Here is a 13,087-nt window from a genome sequence, read left to right on the forward strand (position 1 = left end):
GAGGATTAAAGGAAGCCCTTCAAGGCGTTACCCTATCATTTGACTTCTCGAAATGACAGTTCATTGTTGAACTGTTAGGTTCAACAATGCCTAACCTTTTCAGTTAGGAACGTGTCGTACCACCTTTTGGATCATTTAATATCATACTAGATTTTTCTTTTGCTCGGCTTAATATATCAATCATGGGAGTAATAATGATTTCCCCTTTACCCGAACGAGAAACCCCTAAAATACAAGTATTAACTGTATCCGTATCAATAAAATAGTTGTCTTTATAATGGGATATAGGGATACCACCTATCCCTTCAAATTCTTTTTCCTTTTCTGGAATGCCTTTGTATTGTTCTTCAATCTCAATAGTTTTCGTAAATCTGGAATCCCCTTTTTGTCCATAGGCAATTTCTTTTTCACTCTTATAATTAACTTTTGAATAAACGAAAGTTCCTAAAAGGAGATCCACGGCCAATATCATAAAATTTACTTTCCAATCCAATGGAGTACTGAAGGCATTCATTAAGTGAATATCATCCTCTATCCCTATCTGAAATATATCGAAAGTGGTTGATGATTCCTTATCCACGCTTGCTATACTCTGCATCACATTAGAAAAGCTTACTACAACGAAATTAAGGAATAAAAACGCAATAAGCGCTACTGATATAGAAACCAGCAACGTCTTTATATTTATTTTGCTGTTTTTTTCGGGAAGTTCCTCCCCATCCACTTTATAGTTATAGCTATGGGATAAGTACTTTCTTTTCTTTATAGCCATAATGCTTTCCCACCTTTTCTTGCGATGAAACAATGTTTCTTTAACTGTAAAAAAACACTACTTTTATTTGCTAAGTAATTCTGTTGCAAGTTTATTCTCTTCCCTTTGATAAAGGGATAGTGCTATGTCAGCTTTTCTCTCCTTGCTTAAATTCCTTTTTTCTTGCTTGGACATCTTTATATATAAATCTGTTACCTTTTGATCATTCTTGGAGAGAATCGCTTCATCAATTTTTCCGTATACTGTATCCCCATCAAATGCTTTATTGAACGTCATTAAGGAAGCTAAATCCTTGTTTTGAAAAAGGGTTTCTTCAATAGTTACTAGGCTATCATCATCTTTATATAGTGCCATTGCTTTATCATAATTTTTTTCTTGTAATAGCTCTTCTAAAGTTATTATTGCTTCTTGTTTTTGGACTTCAGCTGATGGTTCCTGCTCTATATTAGTACTTGTTGTTGCTTTAGCTTTTACTACATGATTACTATTTAATTCGCTTATTGCCTGCCCTAAGAACAGACCCCCACATAAGAGAAGTGCTCCTACTATACAAGTGATTAGTAATGGGTTTTTTCTTTTACGTGTATTTGCCATTACTTCAGGCTGTTCGGATTCCTTGTATACCGGTTGAGCCGGCATATTTACTTGTTTTGAATCTAACGTTTTATCAAGCAAGTCATTGTATCGATCAATCATTTTAAGGAAAAGTTCTTCGTTCATCCCGGTGTGTTGGTTCCTTTCAGGCCTATTTTGCAGTGCTTTTAGTTGCTGACGTTGAACCTCAATTCGTTCTCTTTCTAATTCTAATTCTTTTTGTTTACGTTCCTCTTCGCGTTCTTCCGCTTCTAATTTTCGTTTTCTGGATAGTTCAATGGTCCAATTAGATATTCTGTTTTGAATGTCATGTTTTAATTCTTTCAGTGAATTTTGCATCATATTCCAAGTGTCATCTACTCTGCCATCTAGTTCTTCCTCAAAGATCCGGATCATTCTTCTTTTCATTTCGGATAATTGATTAACGGAAGCATTTTTCAAATCAAACATCTTATCATCTAAGAAATCGTTCATTTTATTTTCAAGTTGAAGTTGCATATTATCTTTATATATGCCAATTCTTGTATCTTTTTTTGTAGATAAATCATTTACAAAAGTAGACTTCTCATTTTCTTGCATTCGCTTAAAGTCTTCTAATGCCTTTTCTTGTTCCAACTCAAATTTTTCTAACTTACTAATGTATTCCTGATCTTGTTCCAATCTGAATTTCTCAAATTCTGATTCACTTTTCAGACCAATAGATTGTAACTCTTCTCCGTTTTGTTCTTTAGCTGCTTCTCTGTAATTAAGTGACATAGCCTGTTCATACGCCTGCGATAATTCCGTTTGAGCTTTATCTTTAATGGTTTCTACTTGATTTAGGAAGTAGTCTCGGATTAGCTCAAATTTTGTATCACTTAATGCATTTATAGCATAATCATAAATGACTGTATTTAATTCTGGAATAGTGCTGTCATTGAGTTTATTTAACCCCAAAAACTTAAGTAAATTTTCATTATCCAATCGTGCTTTATTTCGATCTACTACACTCTTAGTAGAAGACATATCGATAAACGTATCATAAATTGGGAAAATAACTTGTTCATGTTTTAATTTGGCATTGTTATTTTTTTTAATGCCAGGTATGGATTCAACTTCTGCGTATTCATCATAAATCACTACTTGTTCTAAATTATCAACCTGTTCCGTTTCAAAATTAGTATAATCAGATGGAATGTATCCCTGAATTTCAGCATTATTTAAAGAAAATTCTTCTTCAGTACTTTCATTAGATCCAAATTGAACAAAAGCATTTGTATTAATACTTTCAGATACGTATTCTGTTTCTTCCTCAAAATCTGCCCACAGGTTCTTTTCTTCTGTATACGATTCATTAGAAAGATCATTCATATCAGCAAAATCATCTTCATTGAATTCTTTGTTATCTGTACTTGAAGTGTAGATGTCTTCACGATTGAGATCAGCAAATCCTTCTGAAGTCACTTGTGTGCCTTCTTGTTTCTTTAATATACTAAAAAGACCTTTTTTACTTCCCTTGGCTGTACGACTCTTTTCTTTACCAGCATTTTCTCTTTCAGCTATCCGCTCTATATGATATTGTTTTTCTAAGTCGCTAATTAATTTTTGTGCATCTTCATGACCAGAAGCAATGATATCATCCTTTAAAATTTCCATTAAGTTTGCCTCTTTTCCAGTCGGAGTAATCGCTTTTTGTTCAAAGGTATATTCTATTTCATTATCAAGGTCATGAACGACAATAGTAATCTTCATCTCTTTATGAATCACTTTTTGCATTTCTTTTAATAATCTATCCGCTTCAGGAAGAGAATACCCATTCTTACTTTTAAGAGCTTTAATCGAGCGAGTAATTTTTTTATCCAATAATCTAAATGTTATTTTATACATTATATAAGCTCCTTTCGCCTACAAATTAAAAAGGGAGATTTTGAATCATCTCCCTACAAACCAACTATTATTAAAAACCTGCTGTATCTTTTATTGTGCTCCCTAATGTAGCTGCTCCAAAGAGTAAAAATGCTCCTGCAATTACATAAAACAACCATTTTTTTGCAGTTCGACTTGGTCCTTCACCAAACATAAACATAAAACCTATAATAGCTAGACAAGTAACAATCGTGACAAGGCCTATACCTTGCAGCTTACCAGTGAAATTTTCTAATGACCCTGATACACTATCAAAAATATCGTTATAAGCTAGGTTTTGAGCAGTTTCTTTTAATTTCATGTTAAAGCCTTCTTTCATTTTCTTAGATTTTTTGCAAAGCATATATTAATAGGGAAAATTATTTCCCTATCTATAAGATTCTTCTTCTAACGTTTCTTGAATAATGAGCTGCAATGCAGCTTCTTGGATAGTTCGTTCTGTCCACTCTTTATCTTCATCTGACATTACAGCGATTTTCTTTTTAGTAATAATATCTTTCTTCCATTCATTGAAATCGATATTCCTATTTCTTAAGATCTTTTCAGCAGCTTTCTCTACTGGATTCTCTTTTTTTCTTCCTGCCATGATTCATACCTCATTATTAAAATTTTTTTAGTCTATAAGAAGAAAACTGATTCATTATCTCCTTATATTCTCCGTAATGTTGGTTTAAATAATAAAAAGTACCGCCTAAAGCCAAGATGCCAACAATGAACATCATTATGCGAAACATATTATTTTCTAACATATTTCTTCACCTATTCCTTTAACGAACCTGGGAAACACCCGTTCCTTTAACACTTAAATGTACATCTGGTATGATAGGGAAAATTTTGATATCAAAAGTGCCCTTTACGTTGTAATCTACCGTATCGCCAAATGAAACCTTTTCATTTAATTGACCACTTTCAATAATAAAGTCACCTTGATAATATGATTGGGAGTATTCATTAAGATTAGCTACTGCTGTTTCTGTGAGACCGCCATATCTTTCTATTTGATAATTAACTTGTTGTTTGAAAGAGTTAATGTTTCCAAGATCAATACATAACATTGCGAAAGAAACGAAAGTCATCAGTAATACAATGGTTAGCATCCATTTCCAAAATTCCATTACTGCCCCCTCTAACATGTAACTTCCTCCTTTATAAATTGATAGTTGAAAGGTTAGCAATTAGCATAGCTATTGCGAAACCAAGAACAATAACGAATGATGACATGACAATTTTAGTTGGAAAGAAGATAAATCGTTTCAATTTAAATGTAATGATCTCATCAATTCCACTAATGAGTTCTTCACTAGATATTCTTCCTAATTCATCAATTACGGAAGTATCAAAAGTACTCTGTTGAAAGTCAAAGATCGTACTCATAAAAAGGACTGACATATCTGTTCCACTGGATCTATTGGCATAATCGATAAACGGTTGTATATCGTTAGGTCTACTACTCATTTCACTCATTAACCTATAAAGAGAACTTCTATCCTGCTCATCATCTAAACGCTGCATTAACTTACTGAAAATCGAATACAAGGAAACTTGTCCTTTACTTTGTTTTAAATAAGGTATTAGTAGCCTGGTAAATTGGGAGAACTGCAAATGTCTTTGGAATCTCCATGTTGTATATTTGGAACGAATATTTTTGTACTGTATTTTATAAAATAAAAAAGCCCCTACAATCATTACAAGGTAAAACCATTGAGTAAGTAGGGTGCTAAAAAAGAGGAATATAGCCATTAAAAATAATGACTGTAGTAGTCTTTTCTTTTGAAATGCATCAATATTCCTTTTGCTATTCCCCATCTCTAATAGCATGGGATATAGATCCTTTTCAGCCAATGCTCTATAAAACTTCTTCCTTTTAGTTGTTTGTTTTATTATTCTCATAGAGATACCTCCAAAACAGAGTCATCAAAAAGGAAGAAAGAAAACTTACGAAAGAACTGTCCCATTAAAAGCATATATACTCCACAAGTGACCCAACCTATTGGTTGTCGTGCGAAGTCATTAATATACGTACTAATCCCAAAAGAAAAAGAAACAGCTAAAAGGAATATGACAACAACAACTCCCAGCATCTTCACATCTGTTAGATGCCCGTTTTTCTTGTTTTGATATTCACTCTGTTTCTTTTTCATATCGTTATGGTATGTTTTGATATCTTTTAACGTATCTATATTTGTTCGTCCTTCTAGCATCGCTGTTTCTAATTGCTCTAAAAATTGAGCAAAGATAACATCATCTTGATATTTATTTTCCATTGACGTAAAAGCCTTATTAATCATGGTATTATCTGCACCAATTAACCTAGCTTGAAGTTCATTAATATCCTTTTGAAATTCCCCTTCTGCTCTGGTATTAGCTATTTCCAAAGCCATCGTCACTGTTTTACCATCATCCGTTAATATCTGCGTTATGTTGTTAATAAATTTATTTCTCTGAGCGAAGGATTGATACTGATAAACCTTTTCCACACTTTTAGGTAAAAGTACTTTCATTCCATATAAGGCACCTGTAATAGCCATAAAGATAGAAAGCCACCAATAATAAAGTAACAAGAATGTAAAACCAGCAAATAGTAAAGCTGGCATTCCAACATAGGAAACAAAATCTTTTGTTTTTAAGGGCTTTCCGTATGCCACTTTATAAGCATTTAATTCATTAACATTTAAAACACGTTTTTTTCGAGTATTTAACTTTCTCACATTTTTATTAACTTTCACTAATAAACACCTGCTTTTTTCCTCCCAGAAACTAAGAGTTGGAGAGTAAGAATACTATAATTAACTTATAATAGCTGAAAAAAATTCCCAATAATTAATGGTCTATATTTTTTGTTTGTTTTAGAAAACTAACAGGACGGGTAAATGTTTGATTTTCAGGAAATTCAATCTTTATTCCTTTTTCAGATAATAGATCTTTTAGTTCGTTAGAAATGCTACCTGTTTTACAGGTGAAGTAACCATCTTTAAATTGTTGTTGAAATATTGTTTGGTCTTTATCTTCACTAAACTCTACCACTTCATCCAAATATCGTATAATCTGATTCTGATACTCTACTCGTTTAATATGGACTCCAAAATCAAAGTATCTTCTGATGTCTCCTTCTAATGCTTCCTCTGATACGGTATATCCCATTTTAGCCATGTTTATTAGTCTTTTAGGAATAGCTCTAGCGTTGATAGCATGTAAGGAAGTAACAATATGGTGGCCAGACAAAACGGCTTGTATCATTTCGTATGCTTCTTGACCCCGGGTTTCCGAAACTAATATCCATCTAGGATTATTACGTAATGCCGCTTTAACTAAATCCGTAATCGTTATATCTGCACTAGTCAACCAGGATAGAATATCTTTATCTGGGAACATTTCTTTTAAAAATGTTTCCGGTGTATCTTCAATTAGTACAATTTTGTGTTTAAAATCTATAAATGAAGCTAATAGTTTTTGGAACTCTGTTTTCCCTGTACCAGTTTCCCCACTAATAACAATATTTGTCCTCAGTTTTATAACACTTTCAAAGACCGCGTACATAAATTCTGGAGCAAAATCAACAAAGTTATCTTCCCTTAAAGCTAGTTGGGGACGAACTACTCTAAGGCTCATTGTAGTTCCTGCTGTACTAATTTGGCCATGTACCGCATTAATACGTATATTGCCGAATTTACCATCTAAAATTGGATTCTTAGGGGTGAAGTCTTTCCCATTTGCATTTGCGAATTTTTGTATAATCCTAATGATATACTCTTCTGTTATCTCCCGGTTCCCTGTATACTTCATTTTTTTATCATTCGTTTCAATAATTAAATCTGTACCATTATAGCCAATATCCGTAACAGTCTCGTCTCTTATAATTTCTTCAATAATTCCTGTACCGACCGTTTCTTGGACGATATATTCTACAATATCTTCATTTCCTCTTACCTCATATGGATGTTCCTTCATAACAACTTGTTTTAATTCATCCCTTGCAGCAGGATCTAAGAGTCCTCTTACAATTAGTTCTGCATGGGATTGAATTAATGATTCTTGTATATTTTTTAGAATTTCTGGCTTTATCCACGGGGTTTTTACTTTTAGCCTATTCTCTATCAACCTATCGCCTCCTATTATGATTCTGAAATAGTTACTTTAGCAGTTGCTTGATATTTCATCGTACCATCTATAATAAGTACCTTAATAGCTTTTATGGCACCATTTCCATTTTTTAAATACTTAAATTTATAGGTTGCCGCATCACTAATTTTCACATTATTATTTACAGACATTCTCTCTTCAAAGTCCTTTTCGAATTCCTGGATAGAAATATAAAGTTCTCCAGGCTTAATTCGCGAACTATTATCTGCATTATGGATAGCAGTTGTTCTGATCGTTTCCGTTAGACTCAGCACAATTGAGTCTTGCTTAAAGTTAGTTTGGTAATAAATGCCTGTTACAATTATTATTAATATCCCCATAAGCATTAACCACAGAGTAAAAGGAAGATCTCTTAGCATTTATTTGTAATCCTTTCTAATTAAGAAGAAGTCCAGCTATTCTGTTGTATACTCCTTATACTTTAACTGAATAAATTTAATAAACCTGAAGCAACCCCTGCAATATTAGGGAAAGAGCCAAGTAAATATTCAATACCTTTATCAAGTAACTCTGGGTATTTCAATTTAAGTACGGCAAAAACTGCTCCTCCAACAGAGAGTGCACCAATCATCCACCAAAAGCGATCTGTATTCGTTTCTAACATAATATTTTCCTACCTTCATCTATATTTTGTTGAATTAAAAAAGGAATGTATTTTCATACATTACTAGGGTGAAACTTATGAACACTTTTTATAGATTCAAACTAAACGAGTTACATCTATTTATACGTTTCTTTTACTACATTTTAATCTAACGTCACTTTGTCAAGGAGCTAAATTATTTAACTATACCTAGTGTCTATATTGCAAAATTCGTATCAAGCATTTTCATTTCATTAAAGATAATTATTCAATGAACCAGGATAGATCATCTTCTGTCCAACCTTTTGGCAGTCCATCTGGATAAGGATTTTCTGGATCTACTGGCTCAATAAGTATTTCATCCTTGTTAATCGTATCCGAACCAATAGTTCCATACATATAGGCATTAACAGTAATAGAATCCTGTATATGAAAAGATACTTGGTTAACTCCTATTTGTTCCAAACTGCTAAATTGAATGTCATACTCCCCTAATTTGTCTAGCCAAATTGGCACATAAAGTTTATTGCCACCGTTTTTAAGTTTATATTGAATACGAGCATCACTAGCTAGTTTCTGTCCTTCAGAGAAAACAGCACCTGTTTTTTCTTCAATGTATACTTTCGGAAGAGTTACTACCTGTTGCAGAGTATCATCATTACTTTTTATAGACTGTGTTACAGCATTTATATTGGCTTTATTATCTTTTTGTGGGTAATCTACATAAGAATCAATTAACCGATTATCAACGATATATTGGGATTTAATTAGATTTAGCAACATCTTCAAATCATTCTTATATGTGATCTGTTTGGTCAGATCTATTCCATAACCACTTTTAACTGGATCATGCTTTAAAGTAGGTAACGTTAAGGTTTCATAGTATTTTTTTATTTCTTCTCCAATTTCCCTTTCTGTCATAATTACCCCTCTATAAATAGTCGTTTCCACATCGGCAGCTTTCATATTCAATTGCTCTTCTGAAGAAGTATATCCAATTGTGCTAATTTTTTCTTTCTCTTCCTGGATAAATACATTACCCTTATCTTTTGGAAGAATTTGAGCCTCATAATTAGCTTTCTCATCCACTTTTAAAGTACTGGTAGGTATTTTAAGTTCCACTGTATTCTTTAGTTCATTAACGGTAAAAGTTTCATTTACCACCTGTTTATTTGTATCCTTATTATTAATTATGATGTCTACTTTTTTAGTGTCCCACCCTTCGGAATTACCTAATAAACCAACAGCATACTGAAGCTTTACAGGTAATCCTTTATCGGATTTATCTGTATATATCTGAATCTTCTTAAATCCTAAATTAATAATTGGATGGGTGTACTCAAAATTAACCGTAATATCTTTTCCTTTTATCGTACCTTCCTGTTTATCCGTACTTTCTGGAGAGTAAGGGTAAGCAGTATTGTTCCATTTATAAGTCAAATCCATTTTAGGAATATAAGAATAAGATTCACCATCAAACATTTTATTACTGTTGGTTACAATGGTTTTACCTTCTGTTTTGTCCATATGATTTTCGGTAACATTTCTTCGATACAGTTTAGTTGTAGTGGTATTAGAATTCCTTGTTACACCATTAATCTTATTGCTTGCGGTGTTTTTCCACTCAATCACATCGTTTTCTGCCAATTTATTTAATTCATTTAAACTTACTGGAACTACTTTGATTTCTACTCTATAGGTGTTTCCATAAAAAGAGCTCTTTTCTAAAGAAGTTGATTTTGCTTGTAATAATACTGTATTACCACTATTTTTAGCATCAAATAAACTACTTACATCCTTTTGGTCCTTGTCATAAATATTAATGGACTCAATCTTTAATCCTTTAGGAACCACATCTTTTATTTGATAGTTGCTAAAGTAGAATTCTGGGTATTCATCATGTACCTGATTTATTAATTCATAGGAAAAATTCTGTTTATAGGAAGTTAAAACATTCTCTTGTTCCAATTTCATCTCACTAGTACTTGTTGTATTAATATACTTTTCTAGTGCCATAGCTTCTGTTCTCGCTAATTTTGTTCCAGTAATGGAAAAATACTGACCAGGTGAAATAAATTCTGTTTCATAAGAAGGAGTAGGCCTTGTCTTAGAAGGACTATAGTCGTACATTTTCTTCCATTCAAAAGTTAACTCGGATTGATTCGAGAAAGTAATAGTAAAACTGGCAAACTTATCATAATTAGTAGCTCCACCATTTACACTTTCAAAAATAGTATATTGTCCATTACTATGTTCGTATTTCAACCAATCATCATTTGTAACATACAAGTTATCAAATTTGTTTATTTGAGTATCAGTGAACGATACACCTTGTACAGCATCAATATCGTTAACAGTTAAATAACCATGTACCTTAATTGCTGTTCCATTTTCATGATCAATAAATTCCCATTTTTGTTTAACCGATCTGTATCCTTGCGTAATATGTCCAATATTATTCATTCGATAACCTATATTAGCAGGAGATTCTTTTAAACTATCCCAATCCAACACGGTTATCTTTAAATCCATTACTTTTCCTTCAAATAAACCCACGTTTTTATAAATAATTCCTTGCTTCCCTTTTTGTGAATCACTTTTCGGAACAAATGCCAAATAAGCTGCTGATTCATCAGCTGCATCATTGGAGAATTTCTTAGACCACCCAGATCCGAATGTTTCTACAGTAGTCTCAATAGTAAATTCCGGATAGAATCTATATTTACTGCTAATTTCCGTATTTTGATTTACGACTGTTGCTATAGTAGAATCTTTTAAATTTTGAAGGGTTGCTGCAGAAACTTCCTTCTCTTTCATTAGTCCAGCTGCAGCGATAAGGACTATAAAAAGGGAAAGCATAAATATAAAGCTAAATTTCATCACCATTTTATCTTCCTTTTCCTTAATATTCTTTCTCGATAAAATATAGTACTGTAAGCCTCCCCTCCTTAAAAAAATAAAAAAGAGCTATACATGAAATGATAGCTCTTTTGATAATAGTAGTTGACTGATTAAATTATATTAAAGTGGATATATCCATCATTTTTTTCGGTTTCGTGATCGTTTCAATATTGTTAATATTGATTAATGTTTCTGTAAGACCCGTATCTAAAAAGATACTAACGAAGTCTCCTTTTTGAGTAGATAAAAGTATGTTGTAAAACTGAATAGCTTTTTCTTCATCAGCAAATTCCAAAATTTCTTTGTTACCAGAGATAAATCTTATTTCACTAGTCCAAAGACTCTTTTTCATTCAGTTCACCTTTTTTCTGTAGCTTTGCCCATTAAGTGTGTATCTTTTTTTAGTATACAAATTATGTCTTTGTTTAATGCAACGATTAAGGCCTTGAGTTGCCACCTTATTAAGTAAATTGCTCCCCTTATAAATAAGGATCTTGGCAAATACACTTTGCTTCAATTATCAAACAGTGGTTTGCTGTTCTATGGTCATCGCAAAGTACTTAATTGATTCTGATTTCGGATAATCAGAAACCTTTAACATTATTTAAACTATGTTAAAAATAAAGACACCTTCTTACGTCTTATAACCTTATACCCCTGGCAACCAACCAGGTGACACTTGCAAAGGGACAAGTGCAGTACGTCAACTATATAAAGTTTTCAAGGAACAATGCAAAATAAAATCAGTTTCTTAAAACCATTATTTGCATATTAAAAATATATACATGTTTTTAAAGGCATATTATCCAATTCTTGCTTTTTTTCTATGTTTCATTGGTAATAAGGGTGTTCCATAACGTTTCCTTTTTGCTATAATCATTCCTTCTGAATCAGTACAATTCCTAATCTGATCATAGATTTTATAAAGTGGTACCATTCTTTTAGTCGCTGTATTAATAAAATTACCTTTAAAATCTACCTTAACATAGGTTGAACCGTCTGTTGTTAGTAACTGCCATGTTTTTTCTTTCACATCATATTCAGTCCACCCGACATATAACTTTTCTACCATAATAGTTTCCTCCTTTCTTTTAATTAAATTTTATATAGATAAAAAAGAAGGCAGTAGCCCACCTGGACTACTGCCTTCTCCAAAACAAACACCTTAATTAAGAAAATCATTTTACGAAACTTTATTTCTAAAAAAGTATAATTATAATATTTTAAAGAAATTTGTAACACTTAATAATAATTCCAATTAATTCATGTGGCGATTGCTATTCTATAATAGAGAGGTTAACAGTAGCATCAGGTAACTAATAATTACTACAAATTGTATAAAATGTATTTATTTTACACGACATCTTCTTTCGACCTAAATATTACACGGATATTATAGAGCGGTCAATACTATTTACCTATAATAATTATGGGTATTTTTTACCATAAAAGTTTTTAGATCTCCTAAGTTTAAAGTTTGTAGGTGCCAAACGCTATGTTTTCTTCAAAAGAAGTGAACATTTTTCTATTATTATAAATCATTCCCTGAGCACTTTTTATACTCCAAACTATTTAGTGAAATTCTGTATTCTTCACCTACTCTTTGCTTAACATTTATGTACCAAACACTTTTCTTCTGTATTTATTTCGTCTAGAATTACAGTAAATTTATCGATATTAAATAAACATTTATATTCCAAATACTGTGAATTATTATAGGGATCTTTAAATCGTTTGTTTTTGCATATGCCCATGAGTAAATTAAACCATTCATAAAGTAGGAAAGAAAAAACCAGTCAAAATGAAGAAATGAAAAAAGCAAATTGGAGAATATTATTATTTTCTTTCTTCCCACTATATCTTGAAAAATTTCTGGAATAAATTTTCTGAATATCCATTCTTCTACAATAGGTATTATTAGAAAAGTATTTAATATCTTTAAGTAGTTACTACCTAGCTCTTTATTTATATGGGAAATATTTGATGTAGGTTCAATGGGTATAAAACCTTTAATTATAGCTAATAAACTCCCAAGAAGAAGAAGAACTGCTAATCCTTTAAAAGTTGTTAAAGCCGATGTTAAAATCCTCAATATAGCCGGAATAAAATTCCCCATCTAAAATAGAACCATAGTTTGTTGAGAGGAGCTATGGTTCGTGAAGACAAGAGGGGAATTTTTTATGATTAAAGAA

Annotated in this window: 14 protein-coding genes; all 14 read right to left on the reverse strand. The window is 32.0% G+C overall.

What is annotated here, in order from left to right:
• Window positions 1-103 precede the first annotated feature (103 nt).
• The gene (locus M3600_RS27400; protein WP_251648356.1) at window positions 104-772 is read right to left on the reverse strand and encodes a type IV secretory system conjugative DNA transfer family protein; all 669 of its coding nucleotides are present in this window, start codon (window positions 770-772) and stop codon (window positions 104-106) included.
• 63 nt (window positions 773-835) lie between these two features.
• Window positions 836-3,232, reverse strand: coding sequence for a hypothetical protein (locus M3600_RS27405; RefSeq protein ID WP_251648358.1), 2,397 nt, complete (start codon window positions 3,230-3,232; stop codon window positions 836-838).
• A 70-nt stretch (window positions 3,233-3,302) separates the two neighbouring features.
• On the reverse strand, window positions 3,303-3,572 hold the full coding sequence (locus M3600_RS27410; RefSeq protein ID WP_127742246.1) for a TrbC/VirB2 family protein: 270 nt from the start codon (window positions 3,570-3,572) through the stop codon (window positions 3,303-3,305).
• Between the two features lie 66 nt (window positions 3,573-3,638).
• A complete protein-coding gene (locus M3600_RS27415; protein WP_127742244.1) occupies window positions 3,639-3,857 on the reverse strand; it encodes a DUF5415 family protein in 219 nt (72 codons plus the stop codon).
• Window positions 3,858-4,038: 181 nt separating this feature from the next.
• Window positions 4,039-4,404, reverse strand: a complete 366-nt coding sequence (locus M3600_RS27420) for a DUF4320 family protein (RefSeq protein WP_127742242.1) — start codon at window positions 4,402-4,404, stop codon at window positions 4,039-4,041.
• Between the two features lie 13 nt (window positions 4,405-4,417).
• Complete coding sequence (locus tag M3600_RS27425; protein WP_251648360.1) at window positions 4,418-5,161, reverse strand: hypothetical protein; 744 nt, start codon at window positions 5,159-5,161, stop codon at window positions 4,418-4,420.
• Window positions 5,158-5,997 carry a hypothetical protein gene (locus M3600_RS27430; RefSeq protein ID WP_251648362.1) on the reverse strand — a complete coding sequence of 280 codons (840 nt, stop codon included), beginning with the start codon at window positions 5,995-5,997 and terminating at the stop codon, window positions 5,158-5,160. The genes M3600_RS27425 and M3600_RS27430 overlap by 4 nt, the downstream gene beginning before the upstream one ends.
• 94 nt (window positions 5,998-6,091) lie before the next feature.
• Entirely contained in the window at window positions 6,092-7,369 is a 1,278-nt protein-coding gene (locus M3600_RS27435; protein WP_251648364.1) for a CpaF/VirB11 family protein, read from the reverse strand.
• Between the two features lie 14 nt (window positions 7,370-7,383).
• Complete coding sequence (locus M3600_RS27440) at window positions 7,384-7,731, reverse strand: hypothetical protein (RefSeq protein WP_251648366.1); 348 nt, start codon at window positions 7,729-7,731, stop codon at window positions 7,384-7,386.
• Window positions 7,732-7,832: 101 nt separating this feature from the next.
• Window positions 7,833-8,015, reverse strand: coding sequence for a hypothetical protein (locus M3600_RS27445; protein ID WP_251648368.1), 183 nt, complete (start codon window positions 8,013-8,015; stop codon window positions 7,833-7,835).
• Between the two features lie 243 nt (window positions 8,016-8,258).
• Window positions 8,259-10,880: a hypothetical protein gene (locus M3600_RS27450; protein ID WP_251648370.1), complete on the reverse strand. Its 2,622-nt coding sequence runs from the start codon at window positions 10,878-10,880 to the stop codon at window positions 8,259-8,261.
• Window positions 10,881-11,010: 130 nt separating this feature from the next.
• A complete protein-coding gene (locus tag M3600_RS27455) occupies window positions 11,011-11,247 on the reverse strand; it encodes a hypothetical protein (protein ID WP_251648372.1) in 237 nt (78 codons plus the stop codon).
• Window positions 11,248-11,697: 450 nt separating this feature from the next.
• Window positions 11,698-11,967, reverse strand: coding sequence for a hypothetical protein (locus tag M3600_RS27460; protein WP_251648374.1), 270 nt, complete (start codon window positions 11,965-11,967; stop codon window positions 11,698-11,700).
• Window positions 11,968-12,552: 585 nt separating this feature from the next.
• Window positions 12,553-13,011, reverse strand: a complete 459-nt coding sequence (locus M3600_RS27465) for a CPBP family intramembrane glutamic endopeptidase (RefSeq protein ID WP_251648375.1) — start codon at window positions 13,009-13,011, stop codon at window positions 12,553-12,555.
• Window positions 13,012-13,087: the final 76 nt, after the last annotated feature.

This window comes from Niallia sp. MER 6, assembly GCF_023714395.1.
Classification (GTDB): domain Bacteria; phylum Bacillota; class Bacilli; order Bacillales; family Cytobacillaceae; genus Niallia.